The sequence below is a fragment of the Neobacillus rhizosphaerae genome, assembly GCF_937468385.1.
In the GTDB taxonomy this organism is placed as follows: domain Bacteria; phylum Bacillota; class Bacilli; order Bacillales; family Cytobacillaceae; genus Neobacillus; species Neobacillus rhizosphaerae.
The window spans coordinates 34,309-52,989 of the sequence record NZ_CALBWS010000030.1 but is presented as its reverse complement, the minus strand read 5'-3'; the positions used below and the strand labels follow the sequence as shown (position 1 = coordinate 52,989).

Sequence of the window (18,681 nt, the reverse complement as noted above, 5' to 3'; positions counted from 1 at the left end):
AAAAAAATGATGCTTTAAAAGAGAGAACCACCATCGGCTGAAAGTGGTTTAGGCCCCTCATTTTTTGAAATGCACCTCTGAGCCCCATTTCGAAACAGAGATTTCTCGAGTAGATATGGGCGGAGCCATCCGTTAACAAGAAGAGTGAGGCAATTTAGCTCGAGTACCTGTCCATTAAGGATCTAAGTATGAGTGAGCTGATAAAAGCCTAATCAGAGTGGAACCACGTGTCATGCGTCTCTGTCGAATACGACAGAGGCGCTTTTTTATGTTAAACAGAGGAGGGGAAGGGCGATGTTCAAAAAGTTAAAGGAGGACGTCGAGGTTGTTTTTGAACAAGATCCTGCAGCACGAAGCTATTTGGAAGTCATTTTAACTTACTCAGGCCTACATGCCATTTGGTCACATCGACTCGCCCATGTGTTATTTACCCGTAAATTATTTTTCCTTGCCAGGGTCATTTCACAAGTTAGCCGCTTCTTTACCGGAATTGAAATTCATCCAGGGGCAAAAATAGGCCGAAAATTTTTTATTGACCACGGCATGGGTGTGGTGATTGGGGAAACTTGTGAAATTGGGGATAATGTAACTATATATCAAGGGGTAACTCTTGGTGGAACGGGTAAGGAAAAAGGAAAAAGGCATCCTACGATAATGGATAATGTTCTCATTGCCACGGGAGCAAAAGTGCTTGGGTCGATTACGATTGGGGAGAATTCCAAAATTGGCGGCGGCTCTGTTGTTTTAAAGGAGGTTCCCCCTAACTCAACGGTAGTTGGGATTCCAGGAAAAGTTGTCATTCAAGATGGAAAACGAATTAATAATAACTTAAATCATTGTGACCTGCCAGATCCTGTTGCTGATCGCTTAAGAGAAATGCAAGACGAATTAATTCAGGTAAAGCAACAACTGGAACAATTAAAAAGAGAAAGGATAAAAGACGATGGCCATTCAAATTTATAATACACTTTCACGCAAAAAGGAAACATTCGTACCACTTGAAGCCGGAAAGGTCAAAATGTATGTTTGCGGTCCGACGGTTTATAATTTTATTCATATAGGAAATGCACGTCCACCAATTGTCTTTGATACTGTACGGCGCTATTTGGAATATCGAGGTTATGATGTCCAATATGTTTCCAATTTTACCGATGTAGATGATAAATTGATTCGAGCTGCTAATCAGCTTGGGGAAGATGTTCCCACGATTGCTGACCGTTTTATCAACGCCTACTTTGAGGATGTTTCGGCATTAGGCTGCAAAAAAGCCGATGTTCATCCGCGTGTAATGGAAAACATGGATATTATCATTGATTTCATTAGCCAATTAATCGAAAAGGGCTATGCTTATGAGTCAGAAGGTGACGTTTATTTCCGGACAAGAAGCTTCGATGAATACGGCAAGCTTTCCCATCAATCAGTTGATGACCTCCGGGTAGGAGCGAGGATTGAAGTCGGTGATAAGAAACAAGATGATTTAGACTTTGCTTTATGGAAAGCAACCAAGGAAGGGGAAATCTTCTGGGAAAGCCCTTGGGGACTTGGTAGACCTGGATGGCATATTGAATGCTCGGCAATGGCGAAAAAATATCTTGGTGATACCATTGATATCCACGCTGGCGGACAGGATCTAACCTTCCCACACCATGAAAATGAAATTGCCCAATCGGAAGCCCTGTCAGGAAAGCTATTTTCACGGTACTGGATGCATAACGGCTATATCAATATTGATAATGAAAAAATGTCGAAATCACTTGGCAATTTTGTCTTAGTGCATGACATTATTAAAAAGCATAATCCGCAGATGTTACGATTCTTTATGCTGTCTGTGCATTACCGCAATCCGATTAATTACAGTGAAGAATTATTGGAGAGCACAAAGGCCGCTTTTGAAAGGCTGACAACCTCCTATCAAAACTTAAAGCATCGGGCATTAGCAAGCACGAATTTACCGGATGATAATCAAGAATGGCTTGATAAAATTGCGGGATTACATGGCGAATTCATTGCCGCGATGGACGATGATTTTAACACGGCCTTAGCGATTTCCGTTTTATTTGAACTCGCTAAATTGGCTAACTACTACATGCTTGAGAAAAATACGTCTGTGGAAGTTATTGAAGCTTTCACTAAACAATTTGAAGAATTATTCCAGGTATTAGGGTTAAAGATGGAAAATGAAGAAATGCTCGACGAAGAAATTGATGCGCTTATTGCTAAGCGATATCAGGCTCGGAAAGACCGGAACTTCCAATTATCTGACGAAATTCGCGATCAGCTTAAGGAAATGAATATTATTTTAGAAGACACAGCGCAGGGCACTAGGTGGAAAAGAGGCTAAGTTATGATTGATTACGAAAATACAATCGATGCTAAACAATTGAATAGCCTTGCACTTGCTTACATGGGGGATGCTGTATTTGAAACGTATGTAAGACGGCACCTTTTATTTAGCGGGCAAGTTCGGCCGCATCAATTGCATCGTGCAGGAACAAAGTATGTTTCAGCCAAAGCCCAGTGCCAAATTCTTTTTCAAATGATGGATGATAAGCTTCTTAATGAGGAAGAACTAGCCGTTGTTATGCGTGGCAGGAACGCGAAGTCTGGAACAGTTCCAAAAAATACGGATGTGCAAACGTATCGCTATAGCACAGCGTTTGAAGCATTGATGGGATACTTATTTTTAATCGGGTATAAGGAGCGGTTAGAGGAGTTAATTGAAAAGGCATTTATCTATGTGAACGAAAAGAAAGGAGGAACAGTAGGATGAATCAAGATTACATTATTGGAAAAAATCCAGTTATTGAAGCACTAAAATCGGAGCGGGACATAAATAAAATATTAATTGCAGAAGGTTCACAGCGTGGTCAAATGCAGCAAATTACTCAATTAGCTAAAGAAGCGCATGTGATTGTCCAATTTGTCCCAAAGAAAAAAATTGATCAAATTACCGATCAAAATCATCAAGGAGTCCTTGCCTACGTTGCTGCCTATCAATATGCGGAAATCGATGATTTGTTTCGTGCGGCAGAAAAGAGAAACGAACCTCCTTTCTTTTTATTGCTGGATGAAATTGAAGATCCTCATAATCTCGGGTCGATCATGAGAACAGCAGATGCAGTCGGGGCACACGGTATTATTATTCCAAAGCGCAGGGCTGTGGGCTTAACTGCGACAGTCGCCAAGGCCTCAACGGGAGCGATTGAATATATACCGGTAGTCCGTGTGACCAACATGGCACGGACGATTGATGAATTAAAAGAGCGGGGCGTTTGGATTGCTGGAACAGATGCTAAAGGAAAAGAAGATTATCGCCAGTTTGATGGAAATCTTCCTCTTGGACTTGTGATTGGCAGTGAAGGAAAAGGAATGGGACGACTGATTAGAGATAAATGTGATTTTCTCATTCACCTGCCAATGGCGGGGAAGGTGACATCCTTAAATGCCTCTGTTGCAGCGGCTTTGCTTATGTATGAGGTCTATCGAAAACGGCATCCGCTAAAGGGGTAAACTATGGATATCCTGCTGGTCGATGGATATAACATTATCGGGGCCTGGCCAGAGCTAAGGGTGTTAAAGGACCGAGACCTGCCCGCTGCAAGAGATCGCTTAGTCGAACGAATGGCTGAGTACCAGGCATTTTCTGGCTACCGTGTGATTGTTGTATTTGATGCCTATTATGTGCAAGGTACAGAAAAAAAATATAAAAACCATAAAGTAGAGGTTATTTTTACAAAGGAAAATGAAACAGCGGATGAGCGAATTGAAAAAATGGCGATCAGTCTAAACAATCGAAGAACACAAATCCATGTCGCTACTTCTGATTACACAGAACAATGGGCTATTTTTGGACAAGGAGCTCTCAGGAAGTCCGCCCGTGAGCTACTAGTTGAAATGTCCTCCATTGAAAAGGGCATTGAAAAAAAAGTGAAGAAAATCCAAGAAAAAAAACCGGTCTCCAAAATACCAATTAGTGATGAAATTGCAGAAATTTTCGAAAAATGGCGCCGAGGACAAAAATGACTGCTCGACTTCAAAATATTTCTAATGTATACTATTACTATCTATGCTTGTTCGGTGGAGGGGATCTACGTTGAGTACGGATTTCGGGACAAAAACCAATGACCATTTCTTTGGGATGGAAGACGAAGAAATCGTCGATTTGGTGCACCAAGGTGATAGTGAAGCATTGGATTATTTAATCCATAAGTATCGTAATTTTGTTCGTGCAAAAGCAAGATCCTATTTTTTAATTGGAGCCGATAAGGAAGATATTGTCCAAGAAGGAATGATTGGCCTTTATAAGGCGATTCGCGACTTTCGCGAGGACAAGCTCACGTCCTTTAAGGCATTTGCTGAGTTATGTATTACGCGGCAAATCATTACCGCGATTAAAACAGCGACACGGCAGAAGCATATCCCGTTAAATTCTTATGTCTCTTTGGACAAGCCAATTTATGATGAAGAATCAGATCGGACATTGATGGATGTTCTGTCAGGTGCCAAGGTACTTGACCCTGAAGAGCTCATTATTAACCAAGAAGAATTTGACCTTATAGAGGTCAAAATGTCTGAATTATTGAGCGACTTAGAAAGAAAAGTTTTAGCTCTTTACTTAGATGGACAATCCTATCAAGAGATTTCTGAGGAACTGAATCGCCATGTTAAATCGATTGATAATGCTTTACAGCGTGTGAAAAGGAAGCTTGAGCGCTACTTAGAAATTCGTGAATTTTCACTGTGATTTTTCCAAAATGATTCAATGTCAATATGATAAATCTGTTCTCAATGGTTATTGACATTAATTAGGCGTCATGTTACATTTTTAGGGATATATAAAGAAAATTCGTCAATTGGCGAGCCTTTTAGGGTCGTTCATGAAGCGTAGTTGCACTTATACTTGATAGGAATGTTACTTTCCTATCGCCAAGAAAAAAAGTTGAAGGTGTCGAATATGAGCAAAAAAGTAATTCTTGCTTGTGTTGACTGCGGCTCACGAAATTATTCGACTGTCAGCAAAGAGACACAAACAGATAGGTTGGAATTGAAAAAATTCTGCAAGATTTGCGCAACCCATACAATTCATCGCGAAACAAAATAATTTTTAGATAGATTCTTGCAGTGCTACTTATGATAGTTGGGGGTTACTAAAAATGCAACGCTTAATGAAGTTCTTCAGTGATATTGCCCGTGAAATGAGAAAAGTAAGTTGGCCAAAACGCGGTGAACTTATCCGTTCTACGGTTACGGTGTTATCGACCGTTGTTTTTTTCGCAGCGTTCTTTGCTGTTCTAGATTTAGGAATTTCAAAATTGATTCGCTTAATTCTTGAATAATAAGTATTCATTCATGGTATAATGGTGGTTAATAAAGGAAATTTTATCTAAAAGCCCGTATAAACGGGTTTTTTAATTTGTAGAAATATAGAATTTCCCATTAAAAAACAGGGAGGGACGGACGATCTAGTCCTCTTAAAATGGAAAAGAATTGGTATGTTGTCCATACTTACTCAGGTTATGAAAATAAGGTAAAGACCAATTTGGAAAAGCGGGTCGAATCAATGGGAATGTCGGATAAAATATTCCGCGTTGTTGTTCCTGAGGAAGAAGAAACAGATTTCAAAAATGGTAAGAAAAAAGTAGTAAAACGTAAGGTTTTCCCGGGGTACGTCTTGGTGGAATTAGTAATGACGGATGACTCTTGGTATGTGGTCCGAAATACCCCTGGTGTCACTGGGTTTGTTGGATCGGCTGGATCTGGTTCTAAACCAACCCCACTCCTTCCTGAGGAAGTAGTTGTCATTTTGAAGCGGATGGGAGTAGAAGAAAAACGCGTTGATGTTAATTATGAAATTGGCGAAACCGTTCGTGTCAAAGAAGGTCCGTTTGCCAACTTTACTGGAAACATTGAAGAGATGGATAAAGATAGGTCGAAGCTTAAAGTTCTTGTTAATATGTTCGGGCGGGATACCCCGGTTGAACTGGATTTTACTCAGATTGAGAAATTAATGTAAAAAAACTTGAAAACATTTTTAAAAAGTGGTAATATTTCATAGGTCAGTATGTCTCCACCAGAGACATGACTTTTATCAAGTTCTTTATGATTATTATATAAAGACTATTGTTGAGTGGGAGGGTTCCAAAGGTACCCTATTACCACATCACGGACTTTAAGGAGGTGTGTCTCGTGGCTAAAAAAGTAATTAAAGTCGTTAAATTACAAATTCCTGCTGGTAAAGCAAATCCTGCACCACCAGTTGGTCCTGCACTAGGTCAAGCCGGTGTAAACATCATGGGATTCTGTAAAGAATTTAACGCTCGTACAGCAGATCAAGCTGGATTGATCATTCCTGTTGAAATCACGGTATTTGAAGACCGTTCATTTACATTTATTACGAAAACTCCTCCCGCTGCCGTTCTTTTGAAAGTAGCAGCTGGAATTCAGTCTGGTTCTGGTGAACCAAACCGTAATAAAGTAGCAACAGTAAAGCGTGATACAGTACGCGAGATTGCGGAACAAAAAATGCCTGACCTTAACGCAGCAAGCGTTGAAGCAGCAATGCGCATGGTCGAAGGTACTGCACGCAGCATGGGTATCGTTATCGAAGATTAATCTGTGCTAACTGTTTTGTGTAATGAAGGGGGGTTGCGATGTTGAAAAATTCACTCGCAACCTTTATTCGTGGGAGGTTATTCATTCCGCTAAAACCACAATCTAGGAGGAAAATAAAATGGCTAAAAAAGGTAAAAAGTATTTAGAAGCTGCAAAGCTTGTAGATCGCCTAAAGGCATACCCAATTGCAGAAGCAATTGATCTTGCAAAGAAAACCAATTTCACAAAGTTTGACGCAACTCTAGAGGTTGCATTCCGCTTAGGCGTTGACCCTAAAAAAGCGGACCAACAAATCCGTGGTGCTGTAGTACTTCCAAACGGTACTGGTAAAACTCAACGCGTTTTAGTATTTGCGAAGGGTGAAAAGTTGAAAGAAGCAGAAGCAGCTGGCGCTGATTATGTAGGAGATTCTGAGTACATCAACAAAATCCAACAAGGTTGGTTTGATTTTGATGTTATCGTTGCAACTCCTGATATGATGGGTGAAGTTGGTAAACTTGGCCGTGTGTTAGGACCTAAAGGCTTAATGCCAAACCCTAAAACAGGCACTGTTACATTTGATGTAACAAGAGCAATTAATGAGATTAAAGCAGGTAAAGTTGAATACCGTGTTGATAAAGCTGGAAACATCCACGTACCAATCGGTAAAGCATCTTTCGAAAACGAAAAGCTTGTTGAAAACTTTAACACTGTGTTTGAAACAATGCTTAAAGCTAAGCCTTCAGCAGCAAAGGGTACTTACATGAAGAACGTTACTGTTGCTTCAACTATGGGACCTGGAGTGAAGGTAGATCCTTCAACTGCTTCAGCTAAATAATTTTTACCAATTGACAAACAAAACTACATTTTATATAATGAATTTTGTTGTTTAAAATAATAAACATTTGTACTGTAGACAGCAGGTGCCAATTGGCTTAATTTTTCCTGCCGAGGTTAGAGAATAGATTCAGCTGAACCGTTCAGCTGTTGTATGCTGCCTCCATGTCTGAAATTTGATATGGAGGCTTTTACTTGGCTAATCAGAATTTATTCCTATAAATTCTGAACGGATAAGTACAACTAAGCCTCTGACTTCGCCTAACGGCAAGTTTGCTTTACCTGGTATAAATGTAGACAATCTACAGGAGGTGTAAAGATGAGCATTGCAATCGAAGCAAAAAAACACATCGTTGACGAAATCACTGATAAATTAAAGAAGAGCGTATCAACTGTTGTTGTTGATTATCGTGGTCTTTCAGTTGCTGAAGTAACTGAACTACGTAAACAACTTCGTGAAGCTGGCGTTGAGTTCAAGGTTTACAAAAACACGATGACTCGCCGTGCGGCTGATATAGCTGAGCTTTCTGGCTTAAATGAGGCATTAACAGGTCCGAACGCAATCGCGTTCAGTACTGAAGATGTTGTAGCACCAGCTAAAATCTTGAATGACTTTGCGAAAAAACACGAAGCACTTGAACTTAAAGCAGGTGTAATCGAAGGAAATGTCGCAACGGCTGAAGAGATTAAAGCTCTTGCTGACCTACCATCACGCGAAGGCTTGCTTTCTATGCTACTCAGCGTACTACAAGCTCCAATTCGCAATCTTGCTCTTGCTACAAAAGCTGTGGCAGATCAAAAAGAAGAACAAGGCGCGTAAGTTAATAGAAGAGCTGAAGCGTTAAACAAATAAACGTAACGAAAACTAAGGAGGAAAATTAATCATGACTAAAGAACAAATCATTGAAGCAGTTAAAAATATGACTGTTTTAGAACTTAACGATCTTGTAAAAGCAATCGAAGAAGAATTCGGCGTAACTGCTGCTGCTCCTGTAGCAATGGTTGGCGGAGCTGGTGCTGCTGCTGTTGAAGAGCAAACTGAATTTGATGTAATCCTTGCTGGCGCTGGAGATCAAAAAATCAAAGTTATCAAGGTTGTACGTGAAATCACTGGCCTTGGACTTAAAGAAGCAAAAGATCTTGTTGACAACACTCCAAAAGCTATTAAAGAAGGCGTATCTAAAGAAGATGCTGAAGCAATCAAAGCTAAGCTTGATGAAGTTGGAGCAAACGTTGAAGTTAAGTAATAACCTAATAGAAAAGCTCGCTGTATAAGCGGGCTTTTTTTGGCTAGTAAGAAAGTATAAACTTTTGGTGCGAACATTTATACTTTCTTACTTCGCATAAGAGCAACTACGCCTCTGTCTTCGTCCTTAGGGGCTCGCAAGTCGGCAAGTTTTCTTTAGCTTAAAGAAATCTATCCTCAATTACCTCTATTTTTAATACTCCCCGGGAGGTGAGTCTAATGTCCGAACACTATTATTCTCGAACCCAAAAGGTTGAAAGTGATCCGAAATATTGGGATTACACCCTAAAGAATCATCTATTTCGTTTTAAAACCGATAATGGAGTTTTTTCAAAAAGAGAAGTAGACTTTGGCTCGCGGTTACTTATTGAGTCTTTTATCATGCCAGAGGTGCAAGGGTTTGTTCTTGATGTTGGTTGCGGCTATGGTCCGATTGGTTTATCGATTGCGAAAGACAATCGCGAACGAACGGTTCACATGGTAGATGTAAATGACCGGGCAATCGAGTTGGCAAAAGAAAATGCCCAATTTAATCGGATTGAAAATATTGTTATTTATGAGAGTGACCGCTTGTTAAATGTAAAGGAAAGTAACTTTGCTGCAATATTAACAAATCCTCCGATTAGAGCAGGGAAAAAGACTGTTCATGAGATTTTTGAACAAAGTTTTGAACATCTTGTCCCGCATGGTGAACTTTGGGTAGTGATTCAAAAGAAACAAGGAGCACCATCAGCACTTGAAAAATTAAATACGCTATTTTCCGAAGTAGAGACTTTTGACAAATCCAAAGGCTATTTTATCATTAAGGCAATTAAATAGTTGACTTGAAAAGACTGTTGTGATAGCATTATAAAATGCCATCATAATAATTTCCGAATTATTCCTTAAAATACTTAATTATTAGTATAAAAACGGGATAAGAAGGAAATGATGACAAAATAATAGCCAAAATGTGAAAATGTGGTTTTTTGGTTAAAAAACCCTTTTTCTTTTTGTCTAATAGAAGGGGCTTCTGTTCCTTCTGATAGACGTAAAATAGATTTTATTAAATAACGCTTGATTTGAGGGGTGAATCAGTTGACAGGTCAACTAGTTCAGTATGGACGACACCGCCAACGAAGAAGTTACGCGCGAATCAGTGAAGTTTTAGAATTACCAAATCTAATCGAAATCCAAACCTCTTCCTATCAATGGTTTCTTGATGAGGGATTACGTGAAATGTTCCAGGACATTTCGCCGATTGAAGACTTTACTGGTAACCTATCACTAGAATTTATTGATTACAGCCTTGGCGATCCAAAGTATTCTGTTGAAGAATCAAAAGAACGGGACGTTACATATTCTGCTCCATTACGTGTAAAAGTACGTCTTGTAAACAAAGAAACAGGTGAAGTAAAAGATCAGGATGTGTTCATGGGTGATTTTCCACTTATGACGGAAACTGGTACGTTTGTTATTAACGGGGCAGAACGTGTTATTGTTTCACAATTAGTGCGTTCACCGAGCGTCTACTTTAGTGGAAAACTTGATAAAAATGGTAAAAAAGGTTTTACGGCTACAGTAATTCCGAACCGCGGCGCTTGGCTGGAATATGAAACAGACGCCAAAGATGTCGTATATGTGAGAATAGATCGTACTCGGAAACTGCCCGTTACGGTTCTTTTGCGTGCACTTGGCTTCGGCTCTGATCAAGAAATCATTGAATTGATTGGGGATAACGAGTATATTCGTAATACTCTTGAGAAGGACAATACGGAAGGTGTTGACAAAGCGCTTCTAGAAATATATGAGCGTCTTCGCCCAGGTGAACCGCCAACCGTTGATAATGCAAAAAGTTTATTAGTTTCTCGTTTCTTTGATCCTAAGCGATATGATCTTGCTAATGTAGGCCGTTATAAAATTAATAAAAAGCTTCATATTAAAAATCGCTTATTCAATCAACGTTTAGCAGAGTCGCTTGCTGATCCTGAAACAGGTGAAATTATTGCTGAAAAAGGAACTGTTCTCGATAGAAGAAATCTTGACAGAATTATACCAGCTCTTGAAAAGAATGTTAATTTCAAAGGCTTTAATCCTTTTGGTGGCGTAGTGGCAGATGAAATTATTCTTCAGGGTATTAAGATTTATGCTCCTGGTGATGAAAATGAAAAAGTAATTAATGTATTGGGTAACGCTTATGTGGCGGAACCAATTAAAAATATCACCCCGGCTGATATCATTGCATCAATTAGCTACTTCTTCAATTTATTACATGGAGTAGGCGATACAGATGACATCGACCATTTAGGAAACAGACGTCTTCGTTCTGTTGGTGAACTTTTACAAAATCAGTTCCGCATCGGATTATCTCGGATGGAACGTGTTGTTCGTGAAAGAATGTCGATTCAAGATACAGCAACGATTACACCGCAGCAGTTGATTAATATTCGACCAGTCATTGCGTCAATCAAAGAGTTTTTTGGAAGCTCACAGTTATCGCAATTCATGGATCAAACCAACCCACTTGCAGAATTAACACACAAACGTCGTCTGTCTGCATTAGGACCAGGTGGATTAACACGTGAGCGAGCAGGGATGGAAGTTCGTGACGTCCATTACTCCCACTATGGCCGTATGTGCCCGATTGAAACACCTGAGGGTCCGAACATTGGTCTTATCAACTCCTTATCATCTTACGCGAAGGTAAATCGTTTCGGTTTTATTGAAACACCGTACCGACGTGTTAATCCGGATACTGGAAAGGTAACAAGCCGTATCGATTACTTAACAGCGGATGAAGAAGATAATTATGTGGTGGCACAAGCGAATTCTCGTCTTGGTGATGATGGTTCATTCCTAGATGAAGAAGTAGTGGCTCGTTTCCGTGGTGAAAACACAACTGTAAAACGTGAACGTGTTGATTATATGGATGTATCACCGAAACAGGTAGTTTCAGCTGCAACAGCCTGTATCCCATTCCTTGAAAATGATGACTCGAACCGTGCATTGATGGGGGCAAACATGCAGCGTCAAGCTGTACCACTTATGCAACCGGAAGCACCACGAGTTGGTACAGGTATGGAATATGTTTCTGGTAAAGACTCCGGAGCAGCTGTTATATGTAAGCATGAAGGTATTGTTGAACATGTTGAAGCCCGTGAGGTATGGGTCCGCCAAATTAAAGAAGTGGACGGTCAAGAGGTAAAAGGTAATCTCGATAAATATCGTCTATTAAAATTTATTCGTTCCAACCAAGGAACTTGCTATAACCAACGCCCAATTGTTGCTGTTGGTAACCGTGTTACAAAAGGTGAAATTCTTGCTGATGGCCCGTCAATGGAGCTAGGTGAGTTAGCACTGGGACGAAATGTCCTCGTTGCCTTTATGACATGGGATGGCTATAACTATGAAGATGCCATCATTATGAGTGAACGTCTAGTAAAAGATGATGTCTACACTTCTATTCATATTGAAGAATACGAATCTGAGTCTCGTGATACGAAACTTGGACCAGAGGAAATCACTCGTGACATTCCAAATGTTGGCGAAGATGCGCTTCGTAATTTGGATGAGCGTGGAATTATCCGAACTGGAGCAGAAGTGAAAGACGGTGACCTTCTAGTTGGTAAAGTAACGCCTAAAGGTGTAACTGAATTAACGGCAGAAGAACGTCTCTTACATGCGATATTTGGTGAAAAAGCCCGCGAAGTCCGTGACACATCACTTCGTGTTCCACACGGCGGCGGCGGAATTGTTCATGACGTTAAAGTGTTTAACCGTGAAGATGGTGATGAACTTCCTCCAGGTGTAAACCAGCTTGTCCGTGTTTATATCGTTCAGAAGCGGAAAATCCATCAAGGGGATAAAATGGCGGGTCGACACGGTAATAAAGGGGTTATCTCGAGAATTTTACCAGAAGAAGATATGCCTTATTTACCAGATGGCACACCGGTTGATATCATGTTAAATCCTTTAGGGGTACCATCTCGTATGAACATCGGACAGGTACTTGAACTCCATCTTGGAATGGCTGCCAGAGCTCTCGGCATTCACGTGGCATCACCGGTATTTGACGGTGCCACTGAGGACGATGTGTGGGGAACTATTGAAGAGGCAGGTATGGCTCGTGATGCGAAAACCGTCCTCTATGATGGTCGCTCAGGGGAACCATTTGATAACCGTGTTTCTGTCGGTGTTATGTATATGATTAAACTGGCGCACATGGTTGATGATAAATTACATGCCCGTTCAACTGGACCTTACTCACTTGTTACGCAGCAACCACTTGGTGGTAAAGCCCAATTTGGTGGTCAGCGCTTCGGTGAGATGGAAGTTTGGGCACTTGAAGCATACGGTGCAGCATATACGCTTCAAGAAATCCTTACAGTTAAATCAGATGACGTTGTTGGTCGTGTGAAAACATACGAAGCGATTGTCAAAGGTGAAAATGTACCAGAGCCAGGAGTTCCTGAGTCATTCAAGGTATTAATAAAAGAGCTTCAAAGTCTTGGTATGGATGTAAAAATTCTTTCCGGTGACGAACAAGAAATTGAAATGCGTGATATGGAAGATGACGATGACTTGCAACAAGTAGATACATTAAACATCGTTCCTGAGGCACAAAGTTTAGAATCAGAAAAAGTAGGTTCCAAAGAGTAATGAATCATGCTTAAGCGCACGAATGTGCGCTTAGGTTTTAGTGGTAAAGGGGCGGAGCTCCGCAAAAATGACTCTGTTTACCTAATCTGAGTGAAAAAATACATTTTATACGATGAATTAAGTAAAGTTCAGCTTTGCTCACACCGCCTTTATTAAGTTAGATTAGCACTTTGAATATAGTTGAGTTTCTAATAATTGTTGGCGGCGTTTAAGCCGTTTACGTTTTTTACGCATTAAGGGTAAAACCTGAGATAAAAAGGGAGGTAGGCCCCTTGCTAGACGTTAATAATTTTGAGTATATGAAAATTGGTCTTGCTTCACCGGATAAAATCCGTTCATGGTCCTTCGGAGAAGTGAAAAAGCCAGAAACCATTAACTATCGTACTTTAAAGCCTGAAAAGGACGGTTTATTCTGTGAAAGAATATTCGGACCAACAAAGGACTGGGAATGCCACTGTGGAAAATACAAACGTGTCCGCTATAAAGGCGTCGTTTGTGACCGATGTGGAGTAGAAGTAACCCGTGCAAAGGTTCGTCGTGAACGAATGGGTCATATTGAACTTGCTGCACCTGTATCACATATTTGGTATTTCAAAGGAATTCCTAGCCGAATGGGACTTGTTTTAGATATGTCACCCCGGGCTTTGGAGGAAGTCATCTACTTTGCTTCATATGTAGTGACAGAATCCGGTGATACCGCCCTTGATAAGAAACAGCTTTTATCTGAAAAAGAATATCGCGCATATCGTGACAAGTACGGAAACAAATTCCAAGCTGCAATGGGCGCTGAAGCAATCAAAAAGCTTCTTTCTGATATTGATTTAAACAAAGAAGTAGAGATCTTAAAAGAAGAGCTAAAAACGGCTCAAGGTCAAAGGCGTACACGTGCCATTAAACGCCTTGAAGTGTTAGAAGCCTTCCGTGGTTCTGGAAATGAACCTTCTTGGATGATTCTTGATGTTCTTCCGGTCATTCCACCAGAGCTTCGTCCAATGGTTCAATTGGATGGGGGAAGATTTGCTACCTCTGACTTAAATGATCTTTATCGTCGTGTCATTAACCGAAATAATCGCTTAAAGCGTTTATTAGATCTTGGTGCACCGAGTATTATCGTTCAAAACGAAAAGCGGATGCTTCAAGAAGCTGTGGATGCTTTAATTGATAACGGCCGCCGTGGCCGTCCAGTCACAGGACCTGGTAATCGTCCATTAAAATCACTTTCCCATATGTTAAAAGGAAAGCAAGGACGTTTCCGTCAAAACCTACTAGGAAAACGTGTTGACTATTCAGGACGTTCCGTTATTGTTGTAGGTCCTAACTTAAAAATGTATCAATGTGGTCTTCCAAAAGAAATGGCACTTGAACTATTCAAGCCATTTGTAATGAAGGAACTTGTTGAAAAAGGTTTAGCCCATAATATTAAATCAGCAAAACGTAAAATCGAAAGAGTATCTCCTGATGTATGGGATGTACTTGAAGACGTTATCAGAGAACATCCAGTCTTACTAAACCGTGCCCCTACATTGCATAGACTAGGGATTCAAGCCTTTGAACCAACACTTGTTGAAGGACGGGCAATCCGTCTGCACCCGCTTGTGTGTACAGCATACAACGCGGACTTTGATGGTGACCAAATGGCTGTGCACGTGCCGCTTTCATCAGAAGCACAAGCAGAAGCACGATTATTAATGCTAGCAGCACAAAATATCTTGAACCCTAAAGATGGAAAACCAGTTGTTACTCCTTCTCAGGATATGGTATTAGGGAACTATTACCTAACATTGGAAAGAGAAGGTGCAATCGGGGAAGGTATGGTATTTAAAGATACAAGCGAAGCGATTCTTGCTTATCAAAACGGCTTTGCTCACTACCATACTCGTGTTGCAGTCCATGCTGGCTCATTGGGAAATGAAACTTTTACAGAAGAACAAAACAGTAAGTTATTAATTACAACTGTTGGAAAACTTATTTTTAATGAGATTCTGCCGAAGTCATTCCCGTATATCAATGAACCAACTAGGAACAATTTAGAAGTCAAAACACCTGAAAAGTATTTTGTTGAAAAAGGTGAAGACATCAAGGCGAAAATTAGCAATATGCCAATAGTTGAACCCTTTAAAAAGAAAATTCTTGGAAATATCATTTCGGAAGTATTTAAACGTTTCAAAATTACCGAAACGTCAAAAATGCTTGACCGTATGAAGGACTTAGGATTTAAGCATTCGACAAAAGCGGGAATTACCGTTGGTGTTGCAGATATTGTTGTACTTGCTGAGAAACAGCAAATTCTCCATGATGCACAGGGAAAAGTTGATAATGTGATGAAACAATTCAGACGTGGTTTGATTACAGAAGATGAACGTTACGATCGCGTCATCGCCATCTGGAGTGCGGCCAAGGATGTCATTCAAGGGAAGTTGATGAAGTCCTTGAATAAAACGAATCCAATCTTCATGATGAGTGATTCCGGTGCCCGTGGTAACGCATCTAACTTTACCCAGCTTGCTGGTATGCGTGGTCTGATGGCCAACCCAGCTGGACGTATCATTGAGTTGCCAATCAAATCAAGTTTCCGTGAAGGATTAACGGTATTAGAATACTTTATCTCCACTCACGGCGCTCGTAAAGGTCTTGCTGATACAGCCCTTAAAACGGCTGACTCTGGTTATTTAACACGTCGTCTTGTCGACGTTGCCCAGGATGTTATTGTTCGCGAAGATGATTGCGGAACGGACCGTGGTTTCTTAATCCGTGCATTAAAAGACGGTACTGAGATCATCGAAGGATTGGACGAACGACTAATCGGACGTTACGCTCGAAATGCAATCAAGCATCCTGAAACTAAGGAAGTACTTGTTCCTGAAAATGGTTTAATCACCGAGGACTTAGCAGAAATCATTGTCGGTGCAGGTGTGGAAGAAGTAAAAATCCGTTCAGCGTTTACATGTAATACCCGTCATGGAGTATGTAAGAAGTGTTATGGCCGCAACTTGGCAACTGGCCAAGAAGTTGAAGTTGGGGAAGCAGTTGGTATTATCGCTGCACAATCCATCGGTGAGCCAGGAACACAGTTAACGATGCGTACGTTCCATACAGGCGGTGTTGCCGGAGACGATATTACCCAGGGTTTACCTCGTATTCAAGAGATTTTTGAGGCTCGTAATCCGAAAGGTCAAGCGGTTATTTCAGAAATTGACGGTGTTGTCGTTGGGATAAATGAAGGTCGTGATCGTCAGCATGAAATCGTAGTTCAAGGCGAAGTTGAATCACGTACTTATAATGCCCCATACACAGCACGTTTGAAAGTAGCAATTAATGACCCGATTGAACGTGGTCAAGAATTAACTGAAGGTTCGATTGATCCGAAAGAGTTAATCAAAGTGAAAGACGTTACTTCTGTTCAAGAGTACCTATTGCGTGAAGTGCAAAAAGTTTACCGCATGCAAGGGGTTGAAATTGGCGATAAGCACGTCGAAGTAATGGTTCGTCAAATGCTGCGCAAGGTTCGTGTAAGCGATGCTGGTGAAACGGATGTTCTTCCTGGAACCCTTCTTGATATCCATCAGTTTAGGGATGCGAATGAAAAAGCGTTACTTAGCGACAAACTTCCAGCTACTGGACGACCAGTCTTACTTGGAATCACTAAAGCATCACTTGAAACCGACTCATTCTTGTCAGCCGCATCATTCCAAGAAACCACAAGAGTTCTTACTGATGCCGCTATTAAAGGTAAAACTGATGAATTGCTTGGCTTGAAAGAAAATGTTATCATCGGAAAACTTGTTCCTGCTGGAACTGGTATGCCGCGCTACCGTAAGGCAGAACCGGTCCTTCGCGATACAACTTCTGAAGAAACAGTAGCAGTTGATTAATTAGAAAAAATGTGCGGTACGTGCTTTTAAAGCAGGTACCGCATTTTAAAGAAATAATAATCAAGGTGATTCGCTTGTATAAAAAAGTAAATCATTTGTTGACATCTATTTGTGAAAATGATATTATATCAAAGGTGCTCCTATTCACCTGATACTTTGGAGGATATGATTTATGTCTTATGAAAAAGTATTGCAGGCACAACGAATCGTTATAGGAACAAAACAAACAGTAAAAGCACTTAATGAAGGGCAAGTGAAAGAGTTGATCGTTGCAACCGATGCTGAACCGAAGGTGACAGCAAAGCTTGTTAACGTGGCTTCTGAATCAGATGTTCCGATCCGATATGTTGACTCGATGAAAAAACTTGGGAAAGCATGTGGGATTGAAGTTGGTGCCGCTACTGTTGCAATTATCCGTTAAAAACTGTTTTTGTAGATAGAGTAGTCTGCAAAAACTTTGTTTTTGCAAAAAAATGAACCACCTGGATGTGTGGACTTACAAATAATGAAGGGAGGAAACAAATAATGCCTACTATAAACCAATTAGTGCGCAAACCTCGTCAATCAGTGGCAGAGAAGTCAAAATCTCCTGCGCTAAATAAAGGTTACAACAGCTTTAAGAAATCACAAACAAATGTATCTTCACCACAAAAACGCGGAGTATGTACTCGTGTTGGTACAATGACTCCGAAGAAACCGAACTCAGCGTTACGTAAATATGCTCGTGTACGTTTGACAAACGGTATTGAGGTGACTGCATACATTCCTGGTATTGGCCACAACCTTCAAGAGCACAGTGTTGTTCTTATTCGTGGAGGACGTGTAAAAGACTTACCAGGAGTACGTTATCATATCGTACGTGGAGCGCTTGATACTGCTGGTGTAAACAACCGTATGCAAAGTCGTTCTAAATACGGTACGAAGAGACCGAAAGCAGCAAAAAAATAATCACATTAAATAGAAGCTTCTTTGAAAGGAGGAAAATACATGCCACGTAAAGGTCCTGTAGCAAAAAGAGACGTATTACCAGATCCACTATATAATTCAAAACTAGTTACTCGTCTAATCAACAAAATGATGGTTGACGGTAAAAGAGGTAAATCACAGGCAATTCTTTATTCAGCGTTTGATACGATTCGCGAACGTTCTGGTAAAGAGCCAATGGAAGTTTTCGATGCAGCGCTTAAAAACATTATGCCTGTACTTGAAGTTAGAGCTCGTCGTGTAGGTGGTGCTAACTACCAAGTTCCAGTTGAGGTGCGCCCTGATCGTCGTACAACTCTTGGTCTTCGTTGGTTAGTGAATTATTCACGTAACCGTGGAGAAAAGACGATGGAAGAGCGTTTAGCTAACGAAATCATGGATGCAGCTAACAACACTGGTGCAGCAGTTAAGAAACGTGAAGATACACACAAAATGGCAGAAGCAAACAAAGCGTTTGCTCACTATCGTTGGTAATCTAACCTTCAATATAAAAACACTTTCATACTAGGAAGG

General features: G+C 40.6%; 19 protein-coding genes and 2 other annotated features (1 of these 21 only partly in view). All 19 genes read left to right on the top strand.

Going from position 1 to position 18,681, the window contains the following annotated elements; all coding sequences use genetic code 11:
* Positions 1–245: a binding site (T-box leader), on the top strand; it begins 24 nt to the left of the window's first position.
* A gap of 49 nt (positions 246–294) precedes the next feature.
* The 19 genes from cysE to rpsG all read left to right on the top strand — a co-directional run bounded on the left by cysE (position 295) and on the right by rpsG (position 18,642).
* Positions 295–963, top strand: a complete 669-nt coding sequence (gene cysE, locus M5A78_RS19320; RefSeq protein ID WP_248736911.1) for a serine O-acetyltransferase — start codon at positions 295–297, stop codon at positions 961–963.
* Entirely contained in the window at positions 944–2,341 is a 1,398-nt protein-coding gene (cysS, locus tag M5A78_RS19315) for a cysteine--tRNA ligase (RefSeq protein WP_248736910.1), read from the top strand. Before cysE ends, cysS begins: the two co-directional genes overlap by 20 nt.
* Before the next feature lie 3 nt (positions 2,342–2,344).
* Positions 2,345–2,770, top strand: coding sequence for a Mini-ribonuclease 3 (locus M5A78_RS19310; protein ID WP_248736909.1), 426 nt, complete (start codon positions 2,345–2,347; stop codon positions 2,768–2,770).
* The gene (rlmB, locus tag M5A78_RS19305; RefSeq protein WP_248736908.1) at positions 2,767–3,510 is read left to right on the top strand and encodes a 23S rRNA (guanosine(2251)-2'-O)-methyltransferase RlmB; all 744 of its coding nucleotides are present in this window, start codon (positions 2,767–2,769) and stop codon (positions 3,508–3,510) included. Before M5A78_RS19310 ends, rlmB begins: the two co-directional genes overlap by 4 nt.
* A gap of 3 nt (positions 3,511–3,513) precedes the next feature.
* Positions 3,514–4,023 carry an NYN domain-containing protein gene (locus M5A78_RS19300; protein WP_248736907.1) on the top strand — a complete coding sequence of 170 codons (510 nt, stop codon included), beginning with the start codon at positions 3,514–3,516 and terminating at the stop codon, positions 4,021–4,023.
* A 70-nt stretch (positions 4,024–4,093) separates the two neighbouring features.
* Entirely contained in the window at positions 4,094–4,744 is a 651-nt protein-coding gene (gene sigH, locus M5A78_RS19295; RefSeq protein ID WP_248736906.1) for an RNA polymerase sporulation sigma factor SigH, read from the top strand.
* A 210-nt stretch (positions 4,745–4,954) separates the two neighbouring features.
* Positions 4,955–5,101: a 50S ribosomal protein L33 gene (gene rpmG / locus M5A78_RS19290; protein WP_248736905.1), complete on the top strand. Its 147-nt coding sequence runs from the start codon at positions 4,955–4,957 to the stop codon at positions 5,099–5,101.
* A 52-nt stretch (positions 5,102–5,153) separates the two neighbouring features.
* The gene (gene secE, locus M5A78_RS19285) at positions 5,154–5,336 is read left to right on the top strand and encodes a preprotein translocase subunit SecE (protein WP_248736904.1); all 183 of its coding nucleotides are present in this window, start codon (positions 5,154–5,156) and stop codon (positions 5,334–5,336) included.
* 140 nt (positions 5,337–5,476) lie between these two features.
* A complete protein-coding gene (nusG, locus tag M5A78_RS19280; RefSeq protein ID WP_248736903.1) occupies positions 5,477–6,013 on the top strand; it encodes a transcription termination/antitermination protein NusG in 537 nt (178 codons plus the stop codon).
* A gap of 173 nt (positions 6,014–6,186) precedes the next feature.
* Positions 6,187–6,612, top strand: coding sequence for a 50S ribosomal protein L11 (rplK, locus tag M5A78_RS19275; protein ID WP_007085303.1), 426 nt, complete (start codon positions 6,187–6,189; stop codon positions 6,610–6,612).
* A 118-nt stretch (positions 6,613–6,730) separates the two neighbouring features.
* Complete coding sequence (gene rplA, locus M5A78_RS19270; RefSeq protein WP_248736902.1) at positions 6,731–7,429, top strand: 50S ribosomal protein L1; 699 nt, start codon at positions 6,731–6,733, stop codon at positions 7,427–7,429.
* Between the two features lie 54 nt (positions 7,430–7,483).
* Positions 7,484–7,631 (top strand) — a sequence feature (ribosomal protein L10 leader region).
* A 116-nt stretch (positions 7,632–7,747) separates the two neighbouring features.
* The gene (gene rplJ, locus M5A78_RS19265; protein ID WP_248736901.1) at positions 7,748–8,248 is read left to right on the top strand and encodes a 50S ribosomal protein L10; all 501 of its coding nucleotides are present in this window, start codon (positions 7,748–7,750) and stop codon (positions 8,246–8,248) included.
* Between the two features lie 64 nt (positions 8,249–8,312).
* Positions 8,313–8,675 carry a 50S ribosomal protein L7/L12 gene (gene rplL, locus M5A78_RS19260; protein WP_248736900.1) on the top strand — a complete coding sequence of 121 codons (363 nt, stop codon included), beginning with the start codon at positions 8,313–8,315 and terminating at the stop codon, positions 8,673–8,675.
* Positions 8,676–8,893: 218 nt separating this feature from the next.
* Positions 8,894–9,493: a class I SAM-dependent methyltransferase gene (locus M5A78_RS19255; RefSeq protein WP_248736899.1), complete on the top strand. Its 600-nt coding sequence runs from the start codon at positions 8,894–8,896 to the stop codon at positions 9,491–9,493.
* Positions 9,494–9,751: 258 nt separating this feature from the next.
* The gene (gene rpoB / locus M5A78_RS19250; protein ID WP_248736898.1) at positions 9,752–13,312 is read left to right on the top strand and encodes a DNA-directed RNA polymerase subunit beta; all 3,561 of its coding nucleotides are present in this window, start codon (positions 9,752–9,754) and stop codon (positions 13,310–13,312) included.
* Between the two features lie 272 nt (positions 13,313–13,584).
* Positions 13,585–17,184, top strand: a complete 3,600-nt coding sequence (gene rpoC, locus M5A78_RS19245) for a DNA-directed RNA polymerase subunit beta' (protein ID WP_248736897.1) — start codon at positions 13,585–13,587, stop codon at positions 17,182–17,184.
* A 172-nt stretch (positions 17,185–17,356) separates the two neighbouring features.
* A complete protein-coding gene (locus M5A78_RS19240; protein ID WP_248736896.1) occupies positions 17,357–17,605 on the top strand; it encodes a 50S ribosomal protein L7ae-like protein in 249 nt (82 codons plus the stop codon).
* Positions 17,606–17,709: 104 nt separating this feature from the next.
* Positions 17,710–18,132 (top strand): 30S ribosomal protein S12, encoded by a 423-nt coding sequence (gene rpsL / locus M5A78_RS19235; protein ID WP_248736895.1) that lies wholly within the window; start codon positions 17,710–17,712, stop codon positions 18,130–18,132.
* Between the two features lie 39 nt (positions 18,133–18,171).
* On the top strand, positions 18,172–18,642 hold the full coding sequence (gene rpsG, locus M5A78_RS19230; RefSeq protein WP_248736894.1) for a 30S ribosomal protein S7: 471 nt from the start codon (positions 18,172–18,174) through the stop codon (positions 18,640–18,642).
* Positions 18,643–18,681 lie beyond the last annotated feature (39 nt).

Bases quoted from the DNA above. Each gene is read 5' to 3' on its own strand.
- cysS (WP_248736910.1), top strand. From the start codon at position 944: ATGGCCATTCAAATTTATAATACACTTTCACGCAAAAAGGAAACATTC.
- rpsG (WP_248736894.1), top strand. From the start codon at position 18,172: ATGCCACGTAAAGGTCCTGTAGCAAAAAGAGACGTATTACCAGATCCA.
- M5A78_RS19310 (WP_248736909.1), top strand. From the start codon at position 2,345: ATGATTGATTACGAAAATACAATCGATGCTAAACAATTGAATAGCCTT.
- M5A78_RS19300 (WP_248736907.1), top strand. From the start codon at position 3,514: ATGGATATCCTGCTGGTCGATGGATATAACATTATCGGGGCCTGGCCA.
- rpsL (WP_248736895.1), top strand. From the start codon at position 17,710: ATGCCTACTATAAACCAATTAGTGCGCAAACCTCGTCAATCAGTGGCA.
- rplJ (WP_248736901.1), top strand. From the start codon at position 7,748: ATGAGCATTGCAATCGAAGCAAAAAAACACATCGTTGACGAAATCACT.
- rplL (WP_248736900.1), top strand. From the start codon at position 8,313: ATGACTAAAGAACAAATCATTGAAGCAGTTAAAAATATGACTGTTTTA.
- secE (WP_248736904.1), top strand. From the start codon at position 5,154: ATGCAACGCTTAATGAAGTTCTTCAGTGATATTGCCCGTGAAATGAGA.
- M5A78_RS19240 (WP_248736896.1), top strand. From the start codon at position 17,357: ATGTCTTATGAAAAAGTATTGCAGGCACAACGAATCGTTATAGGAACA.
- rpmG (WP_248736905.1), top strand. From the start codon at position 4,955: ATGAGCAAAAAAGTAATTCTTGCTTGTGTTGACTGCGGCTCACGAAAT.
- rplA (WP_248736902.1), top strand. From the start codon at position 6,731: ATGGCTAAAAAAGGTAAAAAGTATTTAGAAGCTGCAAAGCTTGTAGAT.
- cysE (WP_248736911.1), top strand. From the start codon at position 295: ATGTTCAAAAAGTTAAAGGAGGACGTCGAGGTTGTTTTTGAACAAGAT.
- rlmB (WP_248736908.1), top strand. From the start codon at position 2,767: ATGAATCAAGATTACATTATTGGAAAAAATCCAGTTATTGAAGCACTA.
- nusG (WP_248736903.1), top strand. From the start codon at position 5,477: ATGGAAAAGAATTGGTATGTTGTCCATACTTACTCAGGTTATGAAAAT.
- M5A78_RS19255 (WP_248736899.1), top strand. From the start codon at position 8,894: ATGTCCGAACACTATTATTCTCGAACCCAAAAGGTTGAAAGTGATCCG.